This is a genomic window from Oenococcus oeni DSM 20252 = AWRIB129 (genome assembly GCF_000372485.1).
Classification (GTDB): Bacteria; Bacillota; Bacilli; order Lactobacillales; family Lactobacillaceae; genus Oenococcus; species Oenococcus oeni.
Genome location: NZ_AQVA01000008.1, coordinates 1 through 25,984 on the forward strand (window position 1 = coordinate 1; position 25,984 = coordinate 25,984).

The following is a 25,984-nucleotide window of genomic DNA, read 5'->3' on the forward strand; positions in this document are numbered from 1 at the left end:
TTCCTAACCACTTTTAATGGTCCGGTGCACAGCTTTACTGTGGACCGTGGCACTGAGTTTAGTGGGCTAGTATCACTTGAATCACAATATGGTATTAAGACCTATTACTGCCATGCTTATACGCCAGCTGAACGTGGTAGTAATGAACGCTTTAATCGGAATTTACGTTATTTTTATCCTAAAGGGACTCGTTTTGAGCACATTAGTGCTCAAGATTTAACGACGACGTTACTCCAAATTAACCAGCGACCGCTTAAAATACTCGACTGGCAAACACCGTATCGGGTTATGCTGACAAATTTGTCCAAAAATTCGGATTAAATTTGCAATCTACCATTTCGAATTATTACGGTCGACTTGTTTTGAAATCCCGTTTTGAAACAGTAGAGGATCAACGGATCAAAATATTACCGTCTTTTGATAAAAATGGCTACTGTCAGCGCTGCCGACAACGGGCTGTTTGCTCCTTACCAGACCAAGAATACTTTTGTACTGTATGTTTAAAAATGGGCCGAAATTCGAGTTTAAACTGTTTTTGGCACGCTGAAGATATTCGTGGAAAAAAACAAGAGAGCTGTTTGAATTGGAATGGACAACTGACTCGGCAGCAGCAGAAAGTATCTAATGAAATAATTGCTTCGATTAACAATAAAGAGAACCGATTGATTTGAGCTGTAACAGGGGCTGGAAAAACAGAAATGATTTTTCCGGCGATCGATCATGTAATTAAAAAGGGTGGCCGGGTTGCAGTTGTTTCCCCAAGAATCGACGTCATTTTAGAGCTTGCGCCGCGCTTAAGAAAAGCTTTTTCCAAACTGGATTTAGTGCTTTTATATGGAGATACGCCGGAAGAGTATCATTATACGAAATTAGTTTTGGCAACAACCCATCAATTACTTAAATTTTCGCAGGCCTTTGATTTATTGATTATTGATGAAGTCGATTCTTTTCCTTTTCATGGCGATTTGATGCTGGAATCGGCTGCTTTACGAGCCAGGAAAAAAATTGATTCAACAATTTATTTAACAGCAACACCAACAAAAAAATTAATTAATGACTACCGAAAAAAGCGGTTGGATGCTTCTTTTCTCCCACTAAGGTTTCACCAACATTTATTACCGGAATTAACTTTTTCACGAATTGGCGATTGGCGCAAGCAAATAATAAAAAATCGTTTGCCAAGAAAATTGAAGATCCAAATCGAGAAATATCAAAAAAGCGGTCAGCGATTTTTACTGTTCGTCCCAAAGGTCAGCGATTTGAAAAATACTTTAGAAACTATTGAAAGTTTTTCGGAAATCAAGGGACTGTCTGTTCATGCGGCCGATCCTGAGCGCAAAAGCAAAGTTCAGCAAATGCGGGATCGAAAAATACAATTTCTTGTTACGACAACAATTTTGGAACGCGGGGTAACTTTTCCGGGAATCGACGTGATTATTCTTGGAGCCGACAATCAAATTTTTTCAGTTAACGCAATTGTTCAAATTGCCGGTCGGGTCGGCCGTAATAAAGATCGTCCGAGTGGTTTGGTTTTAGCTTTAATCGAAGAAAAAACGCAAGTTTTGATACGAGCGTCTCGACAAATTCGTTTTATGAATGAAAAAGGTCTAAAACAACTCAATAATGTTCAATAACTGTTTGGTTTGCGACAATTTATTTAATTCTGATCATCATTTTTCCGATTTAATCTGGCCAAATTTTAAGAATAATCCTTTGTGCCAGGAGTGCCGAAATAAAATCGAATTACTTTCCGGTGAAAAATGTGAAGATTGTGGACGCGTTACGTCAGAGAAAATTTGTCAGGACTGTTTATATTGGCGAAAGAAGTTTGATTTTAGTCTGTCCAATCATTCCTTGATTTGTTATAACGACTGGATGAAAAAATTTATGCATCAGTATAAATTCGTTGGTGATTATAGATTACGGCTGGTTTTTTTGGAAAAATTGTCCGACAAATTTAAAAATACAATTATTAAATCTGATTTTGTTATTCCGATCCCAATTAGTAAAAAAACATTGCAGATACGAGGTTTTAATCAAGTAACGGGTCTTTTTGATTTTGCTAGAAGTCGGATGTCGACGAAAATTCTTCAGGTTAAGCCAAAAGAACAGCTTTCAAAATTAAACCGTCGTCAACGTTTGAAAAAAGAGAATCTATTTTATTTGACCGGTTCCTCTATCGAAAATAAATCGGTGCTGCTGCTCGATGATGTGTACACTACCGGAACGACTCTTCATCAGACAGCGGCAGTATTATATGAAGCTGGAGCAAAAAAAGTTAACAGCATTACTTTGGCCCGTTAGAATATTTATGTCTTAGTTGCTATAATATTTATCAGTGAAAATGTGCCTTTTTGGGCAGAGGAGTTAATTTGGTTAATCCAGTTAGAAAGTTAATTGAAAATCCAAAACGTCAGTTACATAAATATGAACATTTAGCTGATTTGACAGAAGCGCATGCGGACGAAATGGCTGCTTTATCGGATAAGCAGTTACAGGCTAAGACCGACGAATTTAAAAGTCGTTATAAAAATGGTGAAACACTCGATCAACTTTTGCCAGAAGCCTTTGCGGCGGTTAGAGAAGCCGATAAACGCGTTCTCGGTCTTTATCCATTTAGAGTCCAAATTATCGGTGGTGCCGTTTTGCATGGTGGAAATATCGCCGAAATGAAGACCGGTGAAGGTAAGACGCTAACTGCCACGATGCCAGTTTATCTGAACGCCCTGCCGGGCGATGGTGTACATGTTGTTACCGTTAACGAATATTTAACCCAATATCAAGCCGAAGAAATGGGCCAGGTATATAAATTCATGGGTCTCTCGATTGGCGTCAATTTAAATGAAATGCCAAATGATGAAAAACGGGCTGCTTTTGCCTGTGACATCACTTATACAACCAATTCGGCAATCGGATTCGATTATCTGCGTGACAATATGGCTCAAACGATGGAAGAAAGGGTTGTCCGTTCTTTGAATTATGTCTTGATTGATGAGGCTGATTCTATTTTGATTGATTCGGCCCGTACTCCTTTGATTATTGGTGGCTCTTCCGATAATGTAAACATGTTCTATCAAAGAGCCGATCGTTTTGTTAAGACCCTTGATGAAGGGGAAGACAAAGATTATACGGTTGATGAAGAACAAAAGACTGCAATGTTAACCAATCAGGGAATTCATAAGGCCGAAATTTTCTTCAATATTGATAACTTGTACGATGATCAAAATGTTGCTCTGGCTCACTTTATCGAAACTGCTTTGCGGGCTAACTATTCTTTCTTCCGCGATAAAGATTATGTTGTCCGCGATGGAGAGGTTAAATTGATTGATCAATTTACCGGGCGTATTTCCGAAGGAACCAGAATGTCTGATGGCCTGCATCAAGCTTTTGAAGCCAAAGAAGGCGTCGAGATTCAGGGCGAAGGCACAACACTGGCTTCGATCACTTTGCAAAATTTCTTTAGAATGTACAAAAAAATCTCTGGTATGACTGGAACGGCTAAAACCGAAGAAGAAGAGTTAAAAGAAATTTATAATATGGAAGTTGTTCAGGTACCGACTAACGAGCCTGTCAGACGAGTCGATGAGCCAGATGTTTTGTATTTTAATTTACGCGGAAAATTTAATGCCGTTGTCGATGAAATCGACCGGCTTTATAAAAAAGGGCAGCCGGTCTTGGTCGGAACTGTTTCGGTTGATACTTCCGAGCTTCTCTCGCAGATGCTTGATAAAAAAGGTATTCAACATAATGTTTTGAATGCTAAAAATAATGCCAAAGAAGCGGAAATCGTTGCTCAAGCCGGTCAACGCGGTGCTGTAACGATTGCGACCAACATGGCGGGGCGTGGAACTGATATTAAGTTAGGCCCGGGAGTAGCTGATCTTGGCGGATTGGCCGTTATTGGAACCGAACGCCACGAGTCTCGTCGAATTGACAACCAGTTGCGTGGTCGTTCCGGACGTCAGGGAGACCCTGGATTTTCTCGTTTTTACCTAAGCCTGGAAGATGATTTGATGGTTCGTTTTGGTGCTGACCGAATCAAGCAGATGATGCAGCGGATGAATCTTGATAATGATGATTCGGTTGTTAAGAATCGTATGATTTCCCGTTCAATCGAATCGGCCCAAAAACGGGTTGAGGGAAACAATTACGATACTCGTAAGCAAGTCCTTCAGTATGATGATGTTATGCGCCAACAGCGTGAAATTATCTATGATGAGAGAACTCAAATCATGAAGTCGACCGAATCTTTGAAGAGTATTTTTTTGCCGATGGTTTATCGAACGATCGATCGGGTTGTCAATGCTCATACAACCGGTCAGCAAAAAGATTGGGATCTTCTATCAATTGTTGATTTTGTCGATAATGCTTTGGATAATTCCGGAGAAATAACGGTTGCTGATTTAAATGGTAAGAGTCTGAATGATATTAAAGTTTTGCTGTATGATTTGGCTAATCGTGAGTTTTTTGCAAAACAGGATGCATTGTCAGACAAAGAACAAATGGTTAATTTTGAAAAAACAATTATGCTGCGTTCGATCGATCAACACTGGATGCAGCACATTGACGATATGGATCGTTTACGCCAATCGGTTATGATTCGGTCTTATGGACAATATAATCCCTTAATCGAATACCAAACAGCAGCCTTTAGTACCTATAACAAAATGATTGACGATATCGAGTACGATACGACTCGTTTGTTTATGAAAGCTCAGGTTCGTCAGAATTTGCATTAAAAAAACGGAATTAATTTCCGTTTTTTTGTTGACTTGAATTCATTAATTTATAAAGCTGATAAAGAAAACTCCAAGCAAAAATCATGCTTAGGATAGCGCAAATTAATAAAGTAATCCGATTTCCGAGAAAAATCCCGGCAATCGTAATTATCCCGAGTACTAATAGGATTAACCCGTTGTAAAGGGTCATTTTTTTAACCTCTGGATATCTTTTTGCTTCCCAGAGCAATAATTTTTTTTGTTGAGTCAATAAAAAGGATCCTAAAAGCAAATCGACCCCTGCTAAGATGATTCCGATAATGTTCATAAATTAAATTCTACATTTTGCTTACAAAAAAAGCACCCGTTAAACGGATGCCGACACCGATGCTGCCGTTAGCTGACTTGCAGATTTTGACCCCTGAATAAAAGGTGGGAACCAAGATCATGCTGCGGGCGTCCAAATGAAAAGGCCTGCCTTAGACAATCACCGCTATTCCCTGGTCAATAGTTGTAAGGCAAAAACTGATAGTTAAGTCCAACGCGTACAGCCAAGTGCTTATACATATTATATCAGCTGCTTATTTTCATCAAGTAGCGATAACTTTTTTATTAAGATATCTCAAAAATTCATTCATTCTCGATTATTGATGGTCGCAGTTCCTCATTTATTTTCTTCACTATTATTCTTCCGGAAAATAAATCGATCAGTCGTTTTTGAAAATTTTTACTGTCACTTGTTTCAACCAAGATCACCGCTTGGACTTTTGTTTGATAGTTGGTTTCCATGACCACTGCTTTTTGTTTTTCTATAAAATATTTAAGCTTGTCGATTAAAGAGTAGTCAAAAATCAATTGAAGTCGATCATAATTGACCAAAGTGGCAAGTTGGGCATTTTCGATCGTTTGGGAGGCCGACTGGGAATAGGCTCGAATTAGACCGCCGGCTCCCAATTTTATTCCGCCGAAGTAGCGGGTGACGGTAATTAAAACATTAATCAAATTATTTTTTGTGATTGCGTCCAAAACCGGTTTTCCGGCAGTTCCAACAGGCTCTCCATTATCGGACATTCTTTGGATTTCCCGATTAAGGCCAACTGTGTAAGCGAAAACAACGTGGTTGGCGTTCGGATTTTTTTTCCGAACATTTTCGATGATTTTTTTAGCTTCTTGTTCTTCTTTGAGCGGGTAAATATCAGCAATGAAGCGCGACTTTTTAATTATTAATTCTTTTGTGGAATTTTGTTTTACTGTAATCAACTGTTTCAATTTTTTAGACCGTTTTGTTGGTTTTCTTTTAATTTGGTATACGTTTCGGATAAGATTTGTTCGAATTTAGAATTTCCTTTGGCCGCAAAATATCTTTTATTCTTTATCTTGTCGGGCAAATATTGTTGGGCTACCCAGTCGTTTGGAAAATCATGTGGATATAAATAATCGATTTGTTGATTCTTTGTTTTTCCCCAATTTCTTGTATTTTTTAAGTGAATCGGTACATCTCCGGTATTACCTTTTTCGATGTCGCCAATGGCACTGTTGATTGCTCCATAAGCAGAATTTGATTTTGGCGACAATGCTAGTTCGATGACTGCGTTGGCCAGTGGAATTCTTGCTTCGGGAAGGCCAAGTTGAAGAGCTGCTGTGACGGCCTGGACTGCATGGGCAGCTGCATTGGGATTAGCCAAGCCAACATCCTCGTAAGCGATCACTAAAAGCCTACGAGCAGCAATTGTCAGGTCGCCGGCTTCGAGAATTCTTCCAAGATAATAAATACCGGCGTCCGCATCTGATCCGCGAATTGATTTTTGAAAAGCGGAAATGACATCATAATGAGCGTCCCCATTTTTGTCGCCGGACATTGATTTTCGTTGGATGGTTTCCTCAATAATTGGTAGAGTAATATGAATTTCTTTTTCTTTTCCAACTGCTTTAGTCGATAAAACTGCTAGTTCTAAGCCGTTTAAAGCGCTTCTCAAGTCTCCGTTGGTTGCTGTTGAGAGATGATTTTTTGCCTGATCGTCCAATTTGATATTGTAATTTCCCAATCCGTTTTCTTTGTCCGATAAAGCGCGATTGATCGCAGTTTTGATATCTTTTTCCGAAAGTGCTTCGACGTGAAAAATTTGTGTTCGCGATCTAATCGCCGGTGTGACTGATAAATAAGGGTTTTCGGTGGTTGCACCTATTAAAACAATTCTTCCCGATTCCAAGTGAGGCAGAAGAAAATCCTGCTTTGTTTTATCCAATCGATGAATTTCATCAAGCAGCAAAATAACCGAGCCTGACATTTTTCCTTCTTCTGCAACTTCTTGAAGTTCTTTTTTTCCATCTGTTGCAGCATTTAAGATCCGAAAGGACAATTCCGTCGAGCCGGCAATTGCTGAGGCGATCGATGTTTTCCCGGTTCCTGGTTCTCCGTACAGTATCATAGAAGAAAGACGGTGTGCCTGTACCATCCGCCAAATTATTTTTCCTTTGCCAATTAAGTGCTGTTGGCCAACTACATCTTCAATTTTTTTAGGCCTCATTCGAAAGGCCAAAGGCTGCTTATTCATACATTTATTTTAGGTTAAAATATTCGATATTAAAAATATCTATTTTTGAGTTCGACCTTTGCTTATAGTTGACGGTTCGCCGGGGATGTTATACACTATTTACGTGCTTTCTTGCGCTTTTGTGCGGTTAAAAGCATTTTTTAAAGTCCAATTGAGGACACGCCTGGTACTGTGGACAGGCCATAAAAAAAGCAAGAAAAACCCAGTATTATCAATTATTTAGGAGAAATATATGCCAACTATTAACCAATTAGTTCGCAAGCCTCGCAAGCCAAGGACTTTCAAGTCCAAGGTTCCAGCTTTGAACTTTGGATATAATTCTATGTCCAGAAAACAAACCAACAATACTGCTCCGCAAAAACGCGGTGTTGCTACTCGTGTCGGAACAATGACACCTAAAAAGCCCAATTCGGCTCTTCGTAAGTATGCTCGTGTTCGTCTTTCAAACCAGTATGAAGTTACTGCCTACATTCCAGGAATTGGCCACAACCTTCAAGAACACTCTGTTGTTTTAATTCGTGGAGGACGTGTTAAGGATCTTCCTGGTGTTCGTTACCACATTATTCGTGGTGCCCTTGATACCGCCGGAGTTGAAGGCCGTATGAACGGACGATCAAAATATGGCGCAAAGCGGCCAAAGAAGTAAAGGAGTAGACCAATGCCTAGAAAAGCTTATACAAAGCAACAAGAAGTGTTGCCAGACCCAATTTATAATTCAAAACTTGTTAGTCGTTTGATCAACAAGTTAATGCTTGATGGAAAACGTGGAACTGCTTCATCTATCCTCTATAAAGCTTTCGATCGTATTCAGTCCGAGACTGGTAATGATCCGGTGGAAGTATTTCAGCAAGCAATGGAAAATGTCATGCCTGTCCTTGAAGTCAAGGCTCGCCGTGTTGGAGGATCCAACTATCAGGTTCCTATCGAAGTTCGTCCCGAGCGCCGAACAACCCTAGGCCTTCGTTGGATTGTTCAGTATGCACGCTTGCGTTCCGAACGGACGATGGAAGAACGTCTTTCAAAAGAAATCATGGATGCAGCCAACGGTACCGGAGCTTCAGTTAAAAAACGCGATGATACTCATAAGATGGCCGAGGCCAACCGTGCCTTTGCCCATTATCGTTGGTAATTAAGAAGGAGATTATATGGATACTCGTGAATTCCCTCTAGACAGGACCCGCAATATTGGAATTATGGCTCATATCGATGCCGGTAAGACGACAACGACTGAACGTATTCTTTATTACACGGGAAAAATTCATAAAATTGGTGAAACCCACGATGGCGCTTCACAAATGGATTTCATGGATCAGGAAAAGGAACGTGGAATTACTATCCAATCAGCAGCAACCACTGCGATTTGGCATGGTTTTCATGAACAATGGAAAGATACTCCATATCGTGTTAACATCATTGATACCCCTGGACACGTTGACTTCACGATTGAAGTTGAACGTTCATTGCGTGTTTTGGATGGAGCGATTGCCGTTTTGGATGGAGCTGCCGGTGTCGAACCACAGACTGAAACCGTTTGGCGTCAGGCGACTACCTATGCTGTTCCTCGTCTTGTTTTCGTTAATAAGATGGATAAAATGGGTGCCGATTTTCAAATGTCGGTTGATTCGTTAAAAGAGCGCTTGGATGTTAATGCCAAAGCTATCCAATGGCCGATTGGAGCAGAAGATGATTTTGCCGGTGTAATCGACTTAATTCAGCGAGAAGCTTGGTATCCCGACGATAAATTGGGAACTGAGTGGGAAAAGCGTCCAATTCCCGATGACCTAAAAGATTTAGTTGAAGAAAAACGTGACGAATTGATCGAAGCGGTTGCTGATGTTGATGATTCTTTGATGGAAAAGTATCTTGGTGAAGAAGAAATCACTGTCGATGACTTAAAAGCGGCTATTCGTCGTGCAACTCTTGCTTTGAAGTTTTATCCGGTTTTGGCTGGATCAGCTTATAAAGATAAAGGTGTTCAACTTTTGTTGGATGCTGTCGTTGATTATTTGCCGTCGCCGCTTGAAGTTCGCCCATATACCGCAACTGATCCTGATACCGGCGATGAAGTCGATTTGAAAGCCGACGACAAGAAGCCCTTTGCTGCTTTGGCATTCAAAATTATGACTGATCCTTATGTTGGCCGTTTAACCTTCTTGCGTGTCTACACAGGTACTTTAAAGTCCGGTTCTTATGTTCAAAATACGACTAAGGATACTCGTGAGCGTGTTGGTCGTTTGCTACAAATGCATGCAATTACTCGTCGTGAAATCGATGAGGTCTTTTCCGGCGATATCGCAGCTGCAATTGGTTTAAAAGCCACTTCAACCGGTGATTCGTTAACTTCGGTTGATCGTCCGCTTGTTCTTGAATCGATGGAATTTCCTGATCCGGTTATCCAGATGGCTGTTGAACCGAAGACTAAAGCCGACCAGGAAAAGATGGCCGAAGCTTTGCAGAAATTGTCTGAAGAAGACCCTTCTTTCCACGCTGAAACAAATTCGGAAACCGGTCAAACTTTGATTTCCGGAATGGGTGAGTTACATCTTGATATCATGGTTGATCGTATGCGTCGTGAGTTTAACGTTGATGTTAACGTTGGTACTCCACAGGTTGCTTACCGTGAAGCCTTCACAAAGACAGTTCAAGCTCAAGGTAAATATATTCGCCAGTCTGGTGGAAAAGGTCAGTATGGTGATGTTTGGATTGAGTTCTCGCCTAACGATGAAGGTAAAGGTTTTGAATTTGATAATGCAATTGTCGGTGGTGCTGTTCCCCGTGAATACATCCCGGCTGTTGAGCAGGGTCTAAAGGAAGCAATGCAGTCCGGTCCTTTGGCTGGTTATCCATTGGTTGATTTGAAGGCCAAACTTTATGATGGTAGTTATCATGAAGTTGATTCTTCCGAAGCAGCTTTCAAAATCGCCGCTTCTATGTCTTTGCGCGAAGCTTCTAAGACGGCTGGTGCTGTGATTCTTGAACCAATTATGAAGGTTTCTATTGTTAGTCCGATTGATAACCTTGGTGATGTGATGGGTCATGTCTCGGCTCGCCGTGGAATGATTGAAGACCAGGAAACTCATGGAAATACTGTTACTGTTACTTCCAAGATTCCTTTAGCTGAAATGTTTGGTTATACAACGACTTTGCGTTCGGCAACGCAGGGACGTGGAACATTCCAGATGTTCTTTGACCATTATGAAGCCGTTCCTCGTAATGTCCAAGAAGATATTATCAAGAATGCCGGTAAAGAATGATTATATAAATTAAGGCGAACCTTGGCTCGTCTTTTTTTATGGAAAATATCTTTTAATCCGGGCAAGTGCCAACCTGTTAACTGTAAAAAATTCCTTCGTAAAATGTTTTTTAAAGTTCCTGTCACTGAAGTAAAATTGTAGTCGTGGGTTGTTGGATTTATGAAAAATACTGATTTTTTAGATGGCTTTAATCGCCGATATTTTTTAGTGGGTCTCATTAAATAAATAATTTGGCAGGGAGATGGAATGTATAACGGAATTGTTTTGGTTGATAAGCCAGCAGGTTTGACCAGTTTTGATGTGGTTGCTAAATTAAGAAAAATATTCCAACAAAAGCAAGTTGGACACACCGGGACACTTGACCCTTCTGTTACCGGATTGCTTGTGATTGTACTGGGCAAAGCAACGAAATTAATTGATTATCTTCAAGAAAATCAAAAGCAATATCGCGGTACTTTGATTCTCGGATTAAAAACCGACACCCAGGATATGGATGGTCAGGTAACTGAGATGCAGTTTTTAAAAGAAGCGATCGCCGATTTTAAAAAAAAAGCCGCTTTCGATAGTTTCCTTGGAAGTTCCGACCAGCTTCCACCGATGTATTCGGCTGTTAAAGTTGGTGGAAAACATTTATACGAATTAGCTCGAAAGGGTGAAACTATCGAACGAAAATCCAGAAAAATAAAAGTGATGGAATTTCAACAGGTTGGCGGTTCAAAATTCGATGCTAGCAAGGGCCAGGAATATATTAATTTTGTTGCAACTGTATCAAAAGGAACTTACATACGAACTCTAATCGAAGATTTTGGCGCAAAATTAGGTTTACCGGCCACAATGATGAGACTGAGGCGTATCGAGGCGGATGGATACGATGTTAAAAATTCGATTAATTTAGAAGAAATATTAGCCAGCAAAACACCTAGGAAATTTATTATTCCAATGGAAAAGCTCTTACCAACGCTACCGAAGTATTCGGTTGGCAGCGATGACTGGCAGCTTATTAAAAATGGCGGTTGGCTAAAAGAATTACCGATTTCTGTTTCACCAGTTAAAATTTTTTACAATAATAGTTTTCAGGCTATTTATGAAAAACAGGATGGATTTTATAAGCCAAAAAAGATGCTGATTCATGAAGATCATTAATTTACAATTTCCGAATAAATATAGTGCCAAGAAAAAAGAATTTGTTTTGGCAATGGGATATTTCGATGGACTTCACTTAGGCCATCGAGCAGTTATTCAACAGGCAAAAAGAATTGCCGATAAACAACATTTAAAACTTGCTCTTTTAACTTATTCTCAATCTCCGGCTGGATTTTACGTTAATGACCCCGTTTTAAAGGTTCCAATTCTTCCTTTTCGGCAAAAAATGCAAATGCTTGAGAAATTAGGCGTTGATACCATTTTTTTGATTGATTATAATTTAACGTTCGGTTCGCAAAGCCCGGAGGATTACGTTGATAATTATTTGGCAAAACTCGGTGCCTCGGTTGTAGTTGCCGGTTTCGATCATACATATGGTTCTCTGAAGGACAAGGCTGATATGAAGCATTTACCAAGATATGCCAATGGACGTTTCGAGGTTTATACGGTCGGAGAATGTTCGGATTATTTTGGCAAGATATCATCAACGAGAATTCGTCGCTTACTATCTGAGGGAGATCTTCAGGCTGTTAACGAATTACTAGGTTATCAATTTCAGACAGTCGGTTTCGTTGTTCATGGCAATCAAATCGGCCGCCGGATTGGTTTCCCGACTGCTAATCAGGCTTTGGAGGAGAAACAATTATTGCCCAAAAGTGGTGTTTACGCTGTCAGAACAAAAATTGTTACCGGTCCGCTTGCCGGTAGGTCTTTTAACGGCATGGCTTCAATTGGCCGTAATGAAACTTTTGGTAGTGACAATCCAATAACGATTGAAATTAATTTGTTCGATTTTTCAGCCGATGTTTATGACGAAGAAATTATCGTTTATTGGATTTCCTTTCTGCGCGAACAGGTGAAATATGCTAATGCCGAAGCATTAATTGATCAATTAAAGCAGGATCGAATCGATAGTCTGGATCTTTTAAAAGAGATACCAAAAAGCAAGAATTACTCTTGATCCCATATACTATTTATCAATTATTAACTGATAGGCAATTCTGGCATTGTCTTGATATTCATTCACGTAAATAATGCCTCGTTTTTGAAAGGATAATTTTTCTCCGAGATGCTGCATGGCATAATTAAGCCGATGGGTATCAAAACGAACTTGATTAAAACCAAGTTTTTTTGATTCTTCGATTAATAATTGAAAGAAAATTGTTGCCAGGTGGCGACCTGCAAATTGATCAGCAATTGCTATTCGATGGATTGTTGTGTAATGCAAGTTATTCTCCTGCAGCCAACTGCCGTTTTCTATTTTTTCATAACTTTTTTCTGGAATCTGCATCAAGGCGGCAACTCCGGCAATTTCTTTATCGACAATCAGCAAGTAGGACCAATTTTTATCGATATCCGTTTTGAAAGAATTTTCGTCTGGATATATGCCTTGCCATTGGGGAGATCCGGCAGCTTTCAAACGTGATTTGGCCGATTTGATAATCTCCATAATTTCCGGAATATCTTTGTCTTTGGCTAATCTGATTGAAATTTTTTTCATGATTTAATCTTATCTCAAAAAAATGTTTGACCAATCTTGACTATTTGACCAATATTGTTTATTATTTTCAGGTACGAATTGAGGTGATCTTTTGGTAGAAAAAAAGAAATCGCAGGCAGAAAAGAACAATCAGTCAGCAACTGAAGAGGAAATCGAAAAAGCAGTGAAAGGATCCAAGCGTGATTCGAATGCAGCCGATGAAAAAAATTCGGCTTCAGCAGCAGCTTCGTCTTCAGCTGTTTCCGATGCTGAACCGGCAGTTGACTATGAGGACAAGTTCTATCGCGCTGAAGCGGAGATGCAGAATATGCAGCAACGTTTTAATAAAGAACGTGCCAGTATTCTCAAGTACGAGGGACAGGATTTGGCGAAAAGTATTTTGCCGGCACTTGATAATTTAGAGCGTGCATTGTCTGTTAGTGCTGACGATCCCGCTTCAAAAAAGATTCAGGATGGTGTTGAACTGACTTACAAATCTTTAAGCAATGCTTTGGCCGATAACGGTATCGTTAAAATTGGCAGAGCTGGTGATCAGTTTGATCCAAATCTTCACAATGCAATTCAAAAGACACCTATTGATGATCCCGAAAAGCAAAAAGAGGGTACAATTGCCGTTGTTTTGCAAAAGGGTTATCAATTGCATGACCGGGTTCTGCGTCCGGCAATGGTTAGTGTTTATACGAAATGAGGAGGACTTCGAATGTCAAAAATTATTGGTATTGATTTAGGAACTACTAATTCAGCTGTTGCCGTTATGGAAGGCAGCCAGCCAAAAATTATTACAAATCCAGACGGTGGACGTACCACTCCATCAGTTGTTGCTTTTAAAAACGGTGAAATTCAAGTAGGGGATGTTGCTAAGCGGCAGGCAATTGTTAATCCGGAAACAATTTCGTCTATTAAGCGTCATATGGGTGAAAGTAATTATCGTGTTAAGGCTAACGGCAAAGAATACCGTCCTGAGGAAATTTCTGCGATGATTTTGCAATATATCAAAAAGTATGCAGAGGATTATCTCGGAGAAACAGTTAATGATGCTGTTATCACAGTCCCGGCTTACTTTAACGATGCACAACGTCAGGCAACCAAAGATGCTGGTAAGATTGCCGGGTTGAATGTTCAGCGTATTATTAATGAACCGACTGCTGCTGCCTTAGCCTTTGGTTTGGACAAGCTGGACAAAGATCAAAAGATTCTTGTTTACGATCTTGGTGGTGGAACTTTTGATGTTTCCATCTTGGAACTGGGTGATGGAGTATTTGAAGTTCTTTCGACTAACGGTGATACTCATCTTGGTGGTGATGATTTTGATCAAAAAGTTATCGATTGGCTTGTCGAAGATTTCAAAAAAGAGAATGGAGTTGATCTTTCAACTGATTCTTTGGCTCTTCAACGTTTGAAGGATGAGGCTGAAAAGGCCAAAAAAACTTTGTCTTCTGCAAATGAAGCACAGATTTTGTTGCCATTTATTCATCAAAATTTGAATATCGATAAGACTTTAACGCGTGCACAATTTAATCAGTTGACTGCTGATTTGGTTGAACGTGCAAAGGGTCCAGTTCAAAATGCGATGAAAGATGCCGGTTTGAGCTTCTCTGACATTAATGAAGTTATCTTAAATGGTGGTTCGACTCGTATTCCGGCGGTTCAAGATTCGGTTAAAGAATTAACCGGTAAGGAACCAAACCATTCGATTAACCCGGATGAGGCCGTTGCTCTTGGTGCCGCAATTCAAGGTGCCGTTATTACCGGGGATGTTAAAGATGTTGTGTTGCTTGATGTTACTCCTTTGTCATTAGGTATTGAGACAATGGGTGGAGTAATGACCAAGTTAATTGACCGTAATACGACTATTCCAACTTCTAAGTCGCAGGTTTTCTCGACTGCTGCCGATAACCAGCCGGCTGTTGATATTCATGTTTTGCAAGGTGAGCGTCCAATGGCTGCCGACAACAAGACACTTGGAAATTTTCAATTGACCGATATCCCTGCTGCACCACGTGGTGTTCCACAAATTGAAGTCAGTTTCGACATTGATCGTAACGGGATTGTTTCTGTTTCTGCCAAAGATAAAGGAACCGGAAAGAGTCAAAAGATTACGATTCAAAATCCTGGAAATCTATCTGAAGATGAAATCAACAAGATGGTTAAAGATGCTGAATCCAACGAGGAAGCAGATAAGAAGAAGAAAGAGGAAGTCGACTTGCATAACCAGGTTGATCAATTGATTTTCTCTAGTGAGAAGACTTTGTCCGATGTTGGCGATAAACTTGGCGATTCTGATAAGAAACCGGTACAAGATGCTTTGGATGAGTTGAAGAAAGCCAAGGACTCAAATAACATCGAGACCTTAAAAGAGAAGAAAGACGCTCTTGAAAAGGCCGCTCAAGCATTGGCTGTGAAACTTTATCAACAGGCTGGGCCACAATCAGGTGCTGCCGGACAAACTGGCAAGGCTGGACAAGCCGGACCTAACAGTGATGGCAAGACTGGTGACGATGGAAAAACGGTTGATGGCGATTTTAAAGAAGTCAATCCAGACGATAAAAAGTAATTAATAAATTGTTGGGTGAAATTCCCAACCTACATAATTATGGATAATGAAGAATATTACAAAATTCTTGGCGTGGCAAAGAGTGCCAGTCAGGATGAAATAAAACATGCTTACCGGAAGATGTCAAAGAAATATCATCCGGATTTGAATCATCAGCCAGGAGCGGAAGACAAGTATAAGCAAGTTCAAGAAGCTTACGAAACTTTGGGCGATCCTCAAAAACGAGCGGCTTACGACCAATACGGCAAGGCTGGTGCAAATGCCAACAATGGCCAAGGTGGTTTTGGTGGTTTCCAACAGAGTGGATTCAATTTTAATGGTCAGGATTTTGGTGATTTTAGTGATATTTTCAGCCAGATGTTTGGAGGATCTTTTAATCCAAACGCACCAAGAAAAGGCCGCGATTTACAATATCGAATTAATTTAACTTTCGAAGAGGCTGTTTTTGGCAAAGAAACCGAAATCAAGTATGTTCGTCAGGAAAGCGGTGGCAATTCCAAAGAACACACCGTTAAGGTCACAATTCCAGCCGGTGTTGAAACTGGTCAGCAAATGCGTTTGGCTGGCCAAGGAGAAGCTGGAACGCACGGTGGCCCTTATGGTGATTTATATGTTGAATTTATTGTTGGCAAGTCCAAGGATGGTTTTGAACGTCAGGGAGCAAACATTTATCTTGAAGAACCGATTAATTTTGTGCAAGCTGCTCTTGGTGACAAGATCAAGGTTAAAACCGTTCACGGTGATGTCGAACTAACAATTCCGGCCGGAACTCAGACAGATACTGAATTCAGGTTGCGAGGAAAAGGCGCTCCGTATGTAAATTCTTCGCGAATTGGGGACGAATATGTTAAGGTCATTGTCCAAGTACCAAAGAGACTAAATGAGAAAGAAAAGAAGGCATTGAAAACTTATGCCGATCTGCGTGGAGAAAATGTTAATCCACAAAAAAGAAGGGGACTGTTTGGCTAACAAATAGTCTTTTTATTATGAAGAAAAATGTATATAAAGTTCAATTATTTTATGGTTTTCCAGTTGAACAGGATAATAATGGAAAATACTTCTGCTCTAATGATCAGGTTAAATTAAGTGTTTGGCGAACCGGTAAACATTCCACCGGACATTTTCAGCAAATCGGACAATTATTCTTGACAGAAAATAATTTTTTTGTAGTTATATTAAAGGTTGAGGATATTAATTTTAATAAACGTCACGCTTACACACCTTTGGCACGATTTTTGAATAAAAAAATAGACGATTCGGAACTGAATCGTCTGAGGAAATTATTGGTGTGAATCAATCCAAGCTTGGATGTCGAATAATCTTTTAATCCGAAGACTGGGCAGCCCATCTCGAGAAATGCCGTGAAAGCTTTGTGGATAACGGATAAATTTGGTTTCGTTGCCATTTTGTTTTAGAGCAGTATAAAATTGTTCGGATTGTTCAATTGGACAACGCATATCCCATTCGCCGTGCTGGATCAATAATGGAGTTTTGACATTTTTAGCGTAGGCTAGTGGCGATCTTTTCCAGTATTCAGTTACTCCCTGGGAATCGTATAAGTCGAGACCTAATTCAGATTTATTGAAGTACCAGCCGATATCAGAAGTACCCCACATCGAGATCCAGTTTATTACCGAACGTTGAGTAACCGCTGCCTTGAATCGATTGGTATGGCCAACAGCCCAACTGGTCATAAAACCGCCATAAGAACCACCGGCGATATATTGTCGCTTTCGATCTAGTTCTGGAAAATGGTCAAGTGCATAATCCAAACCCGAGAGCACATCGCTGTAATCTTTTTCTCCGTAATGACCAATAACGGCTGTTTCAAATTCCTGGCCATAAGTTGTTGATCCACGGGGATTAACGAAAACAACGGCGTATCCGTGATTCGCGTGAACTTGAAATTCATGGAAAAAGCTTTCGCCGTAGGCCGCGTGCGGGCCACCATGGACATACAAAAGAACTGGAATATTTCTTGGATCTTTCGGATTAACAGCCTGCATATACCAACCATCGTGGTTCCAACCATCTTCCGTTTGAAAATTAAAATGTTCGACATGGGCATATTCGTGTGTTGTCTCGAATTTAAGATTTGGATTATAAAGTTTAAAACGACCGTTATTTTTTAAGTCTAATTTAATTATTTCGTTAGCTTTTTCCTGTGCGGAAATGGAAAAAGCTATCTGTGCATTAGGCAGCAGAGCAAAATCGTAAATTTGATTTGTTTCATTATAAACAATCCTGAATTGTGTCCCGGATCCGGTAAAAGCCTGTGAATGTCCATGGTAACCGGCAGTGAAGAAATAGTTTGCATTATCAAGCCAGGCAATTACGTGACCGGAAGTCTGCTGCTCAAAATCCGCGGCCAGATGGCAGTCGATATCAAAATCGGCATGGCGGGTGAGGTTGACCAACTTTTTGTTCTCGATAGTATAAAGATATAATTCTTGTTTTGTATTGTTAACGAGGTGCTCGTCGTTGCCGACCAGAAGAATTTTTGTCAGATCTGGTGAAAATTTTGCATCGTAAAATTGCCCAGCTGGTTCCGACTCGGTAACAAAAGTTGTTTTTTTATTTGTCAAATTGTAGGCATAAATTCCTTCGCCGAAATCCAGATCGTTTTTTGGTTGGTTTTTCTCCGAAAAAAGTAACTGCTGATTATTGCTAGAAACGTCCAAAAAATTGATTTGGTCGTCTTTTTCAAAGATTTGACTGGAAGCCTGATTTTCAACATCGAATTCGAATGTTCTATAAACAGCTTTTTCGTCAAACCAACCGGTCCCATCCAAGCGATTAATTAAACGATTAATTTCCCTTGTCTTTGGGAATTCACTGGTTTTGAATTTATTTTCCAGCTCGGATTCTTTTGTTTGATAAAAGACAATTGATCCATCGTGACTGGCGATTAAATTAATCACATCGGTTTTTTCAAAGGTTAATTGGGTTGGAATACCACCATGAAAATTTACCGAAAATAATTGATTTTTCCTGCTTGTTTCGTCATGAGCAGTGAAGTAAAGATTTTCCTGAACGACAACTAAATTTGAGTTGATTCCTTTTCCGTTGGCCCAAGTTTGTATAACCCCTTTTTCGTTAACCGATTTAATTTCGGTCTGATAACTGTTCCTCTTTTCGTCAACTGAATTTTCAACGAAAAAGACTTTTTCATCGGCATAAGTCAATTGTGAGGTAGATTTTAATTTAAAAAAATCGTTAGCTGTAATACCTGTCATATCTTCTCCCATTTTTCTTTTAATTCTAGCGTTTTCGTAATGCAATTGTTTATCTCAATCATTAAAATTAAGTAAGGAGGCGCCCGAATGCAAAAAAAGAAAATGCGATGGAAGAAAATTTTATTAATTGGCAACTGCCACGCCTTAATTGAGCATTTTACAAATATTGTCCAAGAATATCGCTTCGCAGTTTTATGGAAACTTTTTGGCGGACGAGCTCATCGATTATGTTTGTTAACAAATACGAACCAGCGATTATTCGGTTCGAAGGTTCCTTTTAAATCGTTGGATGTTTGGATTTATGAAAATAAAATTTGAGCAATTGGAGTTGAACTTAGCGATGGATGAAGAAAAAATAATACAAAAAGAAAAAGATGCGGGGATACCGGTGGTTGGTATCTTGAAGCGCAAGAGTAGAAAACCGGCGATGGCGGCCAAGAAAAAAAACGGCGACCAAACAGGCAACAAGGCTTCTGCCAAAGGTCAACCTGATGAAGCTGATCATTATCGTAATGGACAAGCAAAATTTCAGGACCGTGATGGCATTCGGACAATTTATTTCATGGACGGCAATATAAAAGCCCGTGGTCCTTTTGATGGCAAAAATTTGCAGGGAGAGTGGCAATTCTTTAAAAATACTACTCGTTTATGGCAGATTGGGCATTATAAAGATGGGTTAAAGGATGGGAAATGGATGCGTTTTACTGACGAGGGTGTGATTGAAAAAAAGCAAAACTTCAAGGATGACGAAATTCTTAAAGATTGATTTCTGCCTTGTTTAGAAAGTTGTTTAGCATCAGATTGATTAACGATTGTGAAAATCATTGTTAGAATTAAACTATGACTGACTCTGTGTATATGAAGCTTGCGATTGAGCAGGCCAATGAAAATATCGTTTTAAAAGAAGGCGGTCCTTTTGGGGCTGTGATTGTCCGCGATCAAGAAGTTATCTGTGCGGCTCACAATATGGTTTTAGCTAATCTCGATCCAACTGCCCATGCGGAAATTATCGCAATTAGAAAGGCCTGCAAAGTTTTAGCTACCTGTGATCTATCCGATTGTACTTTGTACACGAGTGCTTATCCATGCCCGATGTGTTTATCAGCGACTATTTGGGCCAACATTAAAGAAGTTCGCTACGGGAATACTCCTAAAGAAGCCGATAGAATTGGTTTTCGAGATGACTTCATTTATAAATTTATTCAAGAGGGTTCTAAAGACCAGCATGTTTTAAAAATCACACAAACCGGTCACGACCAAAGTATCGAAACTTTTAAAAATTACGTGGAGGAACTCCACGCATGAAATTTATTAAAAATATCAAATATGTTTCTGTAGCGATTCTGTTTTTATTAATTACCCTTGTTGCCGGATATTTTATTGGAAGCCTGCACGGTTCCTTGTTCTCTTCATCAACCAAACGCAGTTATGGTCCGACAGTTATTAAACAGATTAAAAACTCGGATAAATTAGAAATTTTAACCGTTTCAAATTACAAAATTACAACAATTAATCATCCTGATAAAGTTTTTGGTATTACGATTAACGGCTTGATTTCCGGTTCTTCGATGAAAATTTTCGCTCCCAGCAAGACTAGTATTGATTTGGATTTAAGTTCTCTGGATACCAAAAAATCTAATTTGGACAATAAGGGTACTTTGAAATTGGTTTTTTCAAGGGCTTTGGAATACAACACTAAATTAAATTTAAAAAAATTGGAAATTTTAAGTTCCAATGAAGGCATTATCACTTCGATTATTAGTAAGTTTGGTGACCAGGCAAAAGTTTTGACGAAGCAAAATGCTGAATATCAGCGGATTGAAAATCGGATCAATCTTTCTGTAAAAAAAGATCCAAAAGTTAAATCAAGAGCGGTTAAAAGTGCCGAGATTGATCTCCGTAGTTTATTTAAAATTAATTTTGATAAGGTAAAACATGTCAAGGTTGTTTTTGAATAATTTTAAGGGCGATCCAATTAATTTGATCGCTATAAAAGCCGGACAGACTTAATTTTTTCTGTAACGGCTTTTGGTCAGGAAATCGAGAAAATAAATTTATGAATTTTTTTATTAATTCAAATATGCAGAAGAATAAATCTGGAATCGAGCATGCTGAATTAAAAAGAGCAGCTTTGTTTCGCGATCATCATGAATCCTTTAAAATCGTTTTGAGGGATTGGTCGCAAACACTTCATAAGGATATTAAAGATTCCGGACTTTCGGACGCGGAAGTTATCAATATGTTTGATTATTTCCAAGGCACAGAAAAGGTGACAGAAAAAAATATTCAGGCGAAAGATATCGATTTTGGTGTCGCAGTTGATTTATACGAGAATGATCCGAAAAATAATCGTGTATTGGCATGGCAGGTCATCAAGAAAATCAACGGTGAAAGCCAACGCCGTCTACTTGGCAGAATCAATTATTTTTCTTTTGCCAAAGACCGAATTTCAAGTACGGAAATGTTCGATGCCTTTGGCAATTTATATGCCGTAAATTATTATGATATTCGTGGTTTTCTTTCCCTAACCCAGTGGTATACACCTGATAATAAAATCGGTACCGAGTCTTGGCAAACATTGGATAGGCGTTCTGTGCTGGAATCTTTTAATAAGTTTGATGCCAAAGGGGAGTTTAAAAAATCCGGTTGGCGTTTAGTTGATAAAAACGGTTCAATTTATACTTTCCAAACAATTGAAGAGTTGACTAAACATTTTCTTGATTCGATTAATTTTGATTATTCCAGCCAGGAAAGAGGAAATGTTTTCATTCTCGACCGCACTCATCTGGGCGACTGGGCTTTACGTGATTTAAAAAAACCAGCCTATACTGTGATTCACTTACATAATTCCCAGGCTGGGAATGCCGAAGATGAGATGCACTCTATTTTAAATAACCACTATGAATATTCTCTATGGAATACTAACGATTACGATGCGATTATTAGTGCAACCAGTAAACAGACTGCCGATGTTGCCAAACGTTTCAAACCGCAGGCAAGGCTTTTCACAATTCCAGTTGGCGTGATTCCGTCGAAACATTTTCAAGAGCAACGCATTCCAATGAGTGACCGTTTTTCCCATAAAATTGTTGCTTTGGCGCGAATCGCTCCCGAAAAGCGTCTTAACGATTTGGTTAAAGCAGTTGGAATTGCCAAAAAAGAAATTCCTGACATCAGCTTGGACCTTTATGGATATCGAGATAGTAGTGATAATTTCAAAGCTTATCAAGACATTAAAAAGGCTGTCGAAGATTATCGACTTGCTGATGAGGTTAAAGTACACGGCTATACGACGAATGTTTCCGTGATTGAAAAAAAGGCGCAAATTTTCGCCGTAACTTCGATTATGGAAGGTTTCAATTTATCTATGATGGAGGCCTTAAGTGAAGGGGATGTCGGCTTGACTTATGATGTTAATTACGGCCCAAACGAATTAGTTGTTGATGGAGAAAATGGTTATATTGTTCCAAATGGCGATTATCATGCGCTGGCCGAGAAAATTATTTTTCTTTTCAAACATCCGGATGAACTTCAAAAAAAGTCTGAGCGGGCATATGAACTTTCCAAACGATATTCTGAAACAAAAGTTTGGCAGGATTGGAGAGAATTGTTGGATGATGCTCAGGATAAATGGCCTGAGAAGATTTCTCATTACAAATCACCGCTGCTTTTCGGTTTGGCTGAAAATGGAGGAAAGCTATGATTTTTTATTTCACTTCGGAAAACATTTTTAGTTTTAATTCAGGGACCGAATTTTCCCAAGCCAAAAGGACGAAACTTTTTAATTTAGAAAGACAAACGGCTTTTTATGTTGCCCGTAACTATAATCCCAATTTCCATCAAGTAGCCTTGCAGATGGAACTTTCAGATGATCAGCTTATAAATATGTATGACTATTTTCAGGAAGCGATAAACGTTCCTCGCAAAAAAATAAATGTTCGTTTTGCACCTTTTATTTCTAAGCGCGATTATCATCTTGATAGCGTCAATCCAAATTATTCTCTGATCAAATATCATGGTCGAACGACTGCTAAAGTGAATATTGCACCACTTACAGTCGGTTTGGTGGGCAGTGTCGAATATTATGATTCTTTTGGTAATATAGCGGCGATCGATTATTGGGACTGGCGTGGTTTCAAATCTTCGACGCAGTATTTCCATCCAAACGGCCAACCCGGAGCACAAAGATTTTTCAGCCCGGAAGGAAAACCTGTAATGGAAATTGCCAGGATGAATATCAGTGGGAAACTGTTTCCGACTATGTACAAGCTTTTCGATTACAGAGGCAGGAATTGGCGGTTCGATTCTGAAAATGAATTATTTATTTTTTTTATGAATGAATTAATTGCGCAAAGACCGGGAGTGGTTATTAATGATCGACCGAGTATGACGGATGTGATCGCCAGAATCGGTGGAGCAATTAAAAAATTTCAATATCTGCACGATGTTCATACGGCTGATTCTGGGAATCCATTCAGAGGCGAGATCATGACTGGTTTAAAACCCCTCTTTACCACTTACTCATCTGCTTACGACGGCATAATTGTCGCGACAAATGAACAGAGAAATGATTTAAAAAAACGTTATCCGAAAATGAATATTTATCAGGCTCCGGATACTTATATCGATCAAGAACAATTGGCAAAGCGACCTAAAAATTACTCTTCGCGTGTTTCGCATAAGTTACTTTATTTTGGTCGTTTATCTGAAGAAAAACATCCTGAACAGGCAATTAGAGCCTTTGGTGTCATTAAACAGATTGTATCTGATGCCACGCTCGAATTCCGTGGTTATTCAAGCTCGCCCGATTTTATGGCCCAATTGAAAAAGCAGGTAGTGGACGCCGGCTTAAAGGGATCGGTTGCTTTTTGCAGTTACGCAACCGGAGTTCATCGTGATCGCATTCTTGATCAAGCTGAGCTTGTCATTCAGACTTCGACTGGCGAGGGCTTCAGTATGTCGCTTCTTGAGGCCATGAGTCATGGCCTTCCAGTAGTTGCTTATGATGCTAATTATGGGCCGAGAAACTTCGTTAGAGATGCTTTTAACGGTTATCTCGTTAATAATGGTAACGTTGTTGGCTTGGCCGATAATGTTATCAAAATTTTTCAGGACAATTCTCTTTGGCAAAAATTATCTGTTGGAGCTTATCAGACAGCCAAAGCTTTTGACGCGAAAAACGTTTGGGATAACTGGCAGAAAAGCGGTATTTTGAATTGAAAATTATGAGGATTTATTTTTTTTGTTTCTAATTAAAGATCTTACCAATAGATCGACTGAATTCTAAAAAGATCCAAAATCGATCTTTTTTATATCTGCTTTCATATGTTGATTGTGAAGAAGTAGGTTTGATTAATGGTTACGCTTCCACTAAAATGGAGGTGATCCGAAGGTTATCGATCAATTTTTTTCACATGATGAGGAGAAATGAATGGCATACCAAACAGTTAGTCCATATACAAATGAAACGATTAAAAAATATGATTTTTCGACTCAGGATGATATCGAAAGAGCATTATCCCAAGGACATACTCTTTATAAGAAATGGCGTAACGGTCCACTCGACAAACGTGTCGCTACGTTGCACACAATAGCCAAATTATTCCGTGAACATGAAGATGAACTTGCAAAGACCGTAGTTAACGACATGGGAAAACTTCTTCGCGAAGCAAAAGGCGAAGTTGAGCTCTGTGCAATGATTGCTGACTATTTTGCTGATCACGGTCCAGAAATGTTAAAACCGACGCCACTCAAGACAATCGCGACCGGCGATGCTGAAATTGTGAAGCATTCAACGGGAGTTGTTTTCGCGGTTGAACCGTGGAACTTTCCTTATTACCAAATAATGCGTGTTTTTGCGCCCAACTTTATTGTTGGAAATCCAATGGTCCTAAAGGGTCCCTCTAACACGCCAGGCTCTTCGGATGCCTTTGGCAAGATTGTTCAGGAAGCAGGAGCACCGGAAGGCAGTTTTACAAATCTATTCTTGAATTATGATCAAGCGTCTGCTTTGGTAGCCGATCCACGAGTTCAAGGTGTTGCTTTGACAGGATCCGAGCGTGGCGGACGTTCGATTGCCAAGGCAGCCGGGGAAAATTTAAAAAAGAATACGATGGAGCTTGGCGGTACTGATGCTTTTATCGTCCTTGATGATGCCGATATTGATCAGGTTGCCGATATTGCTTGGCGGGCACGTCTATACAATGCTGGTCAAGTTTGCACATCTTCCAAGCGCTTTATTGTAGATGATAATTTGTATGACGAATTTCTGACTCGTTTGAAGGAGAAGTTCGCTGCAGTCAAACCAGGGGATCCGATGGATGATTCGACTACTTTGGCACCGATGAATTCTAAACGGGCGAAAGAAAAGTTGCAGGAACAAGTTGATCAGGCAATCAAGAATGGAGCAACATTATATTACGGGAATGAGCCGATTTATTTGGATGGCCAGTTCTTCCAACCGACTATTTTGACGGACATTAGGAAAGATAATCCAGCTTATTCCGAAGAAATGTTTGGTCCGGTTGCTCAAGTTTATAAAGTTCATAGTGAACAAGAAGCCATTGATCTGGCTAACGATGCGAATTACGGATTAGGTGGTATTGTCTTTTCCGGCGATCCTGATCGTGGTGCTAAAGTTGCCTCTCAAATCGAAACAGGAATGGTTTTCGTTAACAACTTTATGAGTTCTTTGCCAGAATTACCATTTGGTGGAGTTAAGAATTCTGGTTATGGGCGTGAAATGAGCCAACTTGGAATCATGGCCTTTGTTAATGAGGAGTTAATTGTCAAGGCCGACAAGCCGGATCTCAGCAATCCAGCCGGTGGATTAATATTCCTTTAATTTTAAAATTGATTTTGAATCGAAAAACACCACTGGTTCACAAAACCGATGGTGTTTTTTATTTAATGCAATTGTTGTGCCAGCCAATATCCAAGGTAAAACCAGGATAAGATTCCATGCCAGAAGGTCGTAAAAACATTTTGATGGCTGGTAAACCAAGTAATTCCGACACTGAGCAT

General features: G+C 39.6%; 26 protein-coding genes and 1 pseudogene. 22 read left to right on the forward strand and 5 right to left on the reverse strand.

Going from position 1 to position 25,984, the window contains the following annotated elements:
- From A3G9_RS0106085 to secA, 6 genes and pseudogenes are all read left to right on the forward strand, one after another.
- Positions 1-321: IS30 family transposase (locus A3G9_RS0106085; protein ID WP_018025264.1), on the forward strand; the 321-nt coding region annotated here is incomplete at its 5' end.
- A 185-nt stretch (positions 322-506) separates the two neighbouring features.
- Positions 507-671, forward strand: coding sequence for a hypothetical protein (locus A3G9_RS1000000110450; protein WP_002819207.1), 165 nt, complete (start codon positions 507-509; stop codon positions 669-671).
- 12 nt (positions 672-683) lie between these two features.
- Positions 684-1,034: pseudogene (locus A3G9_RS1000000110640) on the forward strand (DEAD/DEAH box helicase); the annotation flags it as partial.
- 153 nt (positions 1,035-1,187) lie between these two features.
- Positions 1,188-1,634, forward strand: a complete 447-nt coding sequence (locus tag A3G9_RS1000000110645) for a helicase-related protein (RefSeq protein WP_257841782.1) — start codon at positions 1,188-1,190, stop codon at positions 1,632-1,634.
- Positions 1,635-1,875: 241 nt separating this feature from the next.
- On the forward strand, positions 1,876-2,304 hold the full coding sequence (locus A3G9_RS1000000110455) for a ComF family protein (RefSeq protein ID WP_226489978.1): 429 nt from the start codon (positions 1,876-1,878) through the stop codon (positions 2,302-2,304).
- A gap of 68 nt (positions 2,305-2,372) precedes the next feature.
- The gene (gene secA / locus A3G9_RS0106105) at positions 2,373-4,739 is read left to right on the forward strand and encodes a preprotein translocase subunit SecA (protein WP_002821513.1); all 2,367 of its coding nucleotides are present in this window, start codon (positions 2,373-2,375) and stop codon (positions 4,737-4,739) included.
- 10 nt (positions 4,740-4,749) lie between these two features.
- Here secA and A3G9_RS0106110 read toward each other — a convergent pair whose 3' ends face one another.
- The 3 genes from A3G9_RS0106110 to A3G9_RS0106125 all read right to left on the reverse strand — a co-directional run bounded on the left by A3G9_RS0106110 (position 4,750) and on the right by A3G9_RS0106125 (position 7,273).
- Positions 4,750-5,046, reverse strand: coding sequence for a hypothetical protein (locus A3G9_RS0106110; RefSeq protein WP_002819200.1), 297 nt, complete (start codon positions 5,044-5,046; stop codon positions 4,750-4,752).
- Between the two features lie 302 nt (positions 5,047-5,348).
- On the reverse strand, positions 5,349-5,987 hold the full coding sequence (locus A3G9_RS0106120; RefSeq protein WP_002821055.1) for a YigZ family protein: 639 nt from the start codon (positions 5,985-5,987) through the stop codon (positions 5,349-5,351).
- Positions 5,984-7,273, reverse strand: coding sequence for a replication-associated recombination protein A (locus A3G9_RS0106125; protein ID WP_002816785.1), 1,290 nt, complete (start codon positions 7,271-7,273; stop codon positions 5,984-5,986). Before A3G9_RS0106125 ends, A3G9_RS0106120 begins: the two co-directional genes overlap by 4 nt.
- A 232-nt stretch (positions 7,274-7,505) precedes the next feature.
- Between A3G9_RS0106125 and rpsL the strand changes: the two genes are divergently transcribed.
- The 5 genes from rpsL to ribF all read left to right on the forward strand — a co-directional run bounded on the left by rpsL (position 7,506) and on the right by ribF (position 12,631).
- Positions 7,506-7,919 carry a 30S ribosomal protein S12 gene (rpsL, locus tag A3G9_RS0106130; protein WP_002816784.1) on the forward strand — a complete coding sequence of 138 codons (414 nt, stop codon included), beginning with the start codon at positions 7,506-7,508 and terminating at the stop codon, positions 7,917-7,919.
- 12 nt (positions 7,920-7,931) lie between these two features.
- Entirely contained in the window at positions 7,932-8,402 is a 471-nt protein-coding gene (gene rpsG / locus A3G9_RS0106135) for a 30S ribosomal protein S7 (protein WP_002816782.1), read from the forward strand.
- A 16-nt stretch (positions 8,403-8,418) separates the two neighbouring features.
- Entirely contained in the window at positions 8,419-10,527 is a 2,109-nt protein-coding gene (gene fusA, locus A3G9_RS0106140) for an elongation factor G (protein ID WP_002819197.1), read from the forward strand.
- Between the two features lie 246 nt (positions 10,528-10,773).
- Complete coding sequence (gene truB / locus A3G9_RS0106145) at positions 10,774-11,670, forward strand: tRNA pseudouridine(55) synthase TruB (protein WP_002819196.1); 897 nt, start codon at positions 10,774-10,776, stop codon at positions 11,668-11,670.
- A complete protein-coding gene (ribF, locus tag A3G9_RS0106150) occupies positions 11,657-12,631 on the forward strand; it encodes a riboflavin biosynthesis protein RibF (protein ID WP_002819195.1) in 975 nt (324 codons plus the stop codon). The genes truB and ribF overlap by 14 nt, the downstream gene beginning before the upstream one ends.
- Positions 12,632-12,640: 9 nt before the next feature.
- Here the strand turns inward: ribF and A3G9_RS0106155 are convergent, their stop codons facing one another.
- On the reverse strand, positions 12,641-13,171 hold the full coding sequence (locus A3G9_RS0106155; RefSeq protein ID WP_002819194.1) for a GNAT family N-acetyltransferase: 531 nt from the start codon (positions 13,169-13,171) through the stop codon (positions 12,641-12,643).
- 91 nt (positions 13,172-13,262) lie between these two features.
- On the opposite strand from A3G9_RS0106155, the gene grpE reads away from it, so the two are divergent.
- Genes grpE through A3G9_RS0106175 form a run of 4 tightly spaced genes read left to right on the forward strand, consistent with a single transcriptional unit; the run spans position 13,263 to position 17,017 of the window.
- On the forward strand, positions 13,263-13,859 hold the full coding sequence (grpE, locus tag A3G9_RS0106160; protein WP_002821514.1) for a nucleotide exchange factor GrpE: 597 nt from the start codon (positions 13,263-13,265) through the stop codon (positions 13,857-13,859).
- 12 nt (positions 13,860-13,871) lie between these two features.
- Positions 13,872-15,725 (forward strand): molecular chaperone DnaK, encoded by a 1,854-nt coding sequence (dnaK, locus tag A3G9_RS0106165; protein ID WP_002819191.1) that lies wholly within the window; start codon positions 13,872-13,874, stop codon positions 15,723-15,725.
- Between the two features lie 39 nt (positions 15,726-15,764).
- The gene (locus A3G9_RS0106170; RefSeq protein WP_002821515.1) at positions 15,765-16,694 is read left to right on the forward strand and encodes a DnaJ C-terminal domain-containing protein; all 930 of its coding nucleotides are present in this window, start codon (positions 15,765-15,767) and stop codon (positions 16,692-16,694) included.
- A 17-nt stretch (positions 16,695-16,711) separates the two neighbouring features.
- On the forward strand, positions 16,712-17,017 hold the full coding sequence (locus A3G9_RS0106175; protein WP_002819184.1) for a DUF7671 family protein: 306 nt from the start codon (positions 16,712-16,714) through the stop codon (positions 17,015-17,017).
- Here A3G9_RS0106175 and A3G9_RS0106180 read toward each other — a convergent pair.
- Positions 17,006-18,961: an alpha/beta hydrolase family protein gene (locus A3G9_RS0106180; RefSeq protein WP_002821516.1), complete on the reverse strand. Its 1,956-nt coding sequence runs from the start codon at positions 18,959-18,961 to the stop codon at positions 17,006-17,008. The genes A3G9_RS0106175 and A3G9_RS0106180 overlap by 12 nt on opposite strands.
- 87 nt (positions 18,962-19,048) lie before the next feature.
- Between A3G9_RS0106180 and A3G9_RS0106185 the strand changes: the two genes are divergently transcribed.
- From A3G9_RS0106185 to A3G9_RS0106215, 7 genes are all read left to right on the forward strand, one after another.
- Positions 19,049-19,279, forward strand: coding sequence for a hypothetical protein (locus tag A3G9_RS0106185; RefSeq protein ID WP_002819181.1), 231 nt, complete (start codon positions 19,049-19,051; stop codon positions 19,277-19,279).
- A 22-nt stretch (positions 19,280-19,301) separates the two neighbouring features.
- Positions 19,302-19,727, forward strand: a complete 426-nt coding sequence (locus tag A3G9_RS0106190; protein WP_002819180.1) for a toxin-antitoxin system YwqK family antitoxin — start codon at positions 19,302-19,304, stop codon at positions 19,725-19,727.
- 92 nt (positions 19,728-19,819) lie between these two features.
- Positions 19,820-20,266, forward strand: coding sequence for a nucleoside deaminase (locus A3G9_RS0106195; RefSeq protein WP_002819179.1), 447 nt, complete (start codon positions 19,820-19,822; stop codon positions 20,264-20,266).
- A complete protein-coding gene (locus A3G9_RS0106200; protein WP_002819177.1) occupies positions 20,263-20,919 on the forward strand; it encodes a DUF4230 domain-containing protein in 657 nt (218 codons plus the stop codon). Before A3G9_RS0106195 ends, A3G9_RS0106200 begins: the two co-directional genes overlap by 4 nt.
- A 98-nt stretch (positions 20,920-21,017) precedes the next feature.
- A complete protein-coding gene (locus A3G9_RS0106205) occupies positions 21,018-22,664 on the forward strand; it encodes a glycosyltransferase (protein ID WP_002819175.1) in 1,647 nt (548 codons plus the stop codon).
- Complete coding sequence (locus A3G9_RS0106210; RefSeq protein WP_002821517.1) at positions 22,661-24,181, forward strand: glycosyltransferase; 1,521 nt, start codon at positions 22,661-22,663, stop codon at positions 24,179-24,181. The genes A3G9_RS0106205 and A3G9_RS0106210 overlap by 4 nt, the downstream gene beginning before the upstream one ends.
- A 211-nt stretch (positions 24,182-24,392) precedes the next feature.
- Positions 24,393-25,805 carry an NAD-dependent succinate-semialdehyde dehydrogenase gene (locus tag A3G9_RS0106215; protein WP_002821518.1) on the forward strand — a complete coding sequence of 471 codons (1,413 nt, stop codon included), beginning with the start codon at positions 24,393-24,395 and terminating at the stop codon, positions 25,803-25,805.
- The last annotated feature ends 179 nt before the right edge of the window (positions 25,806-25,984 follow it).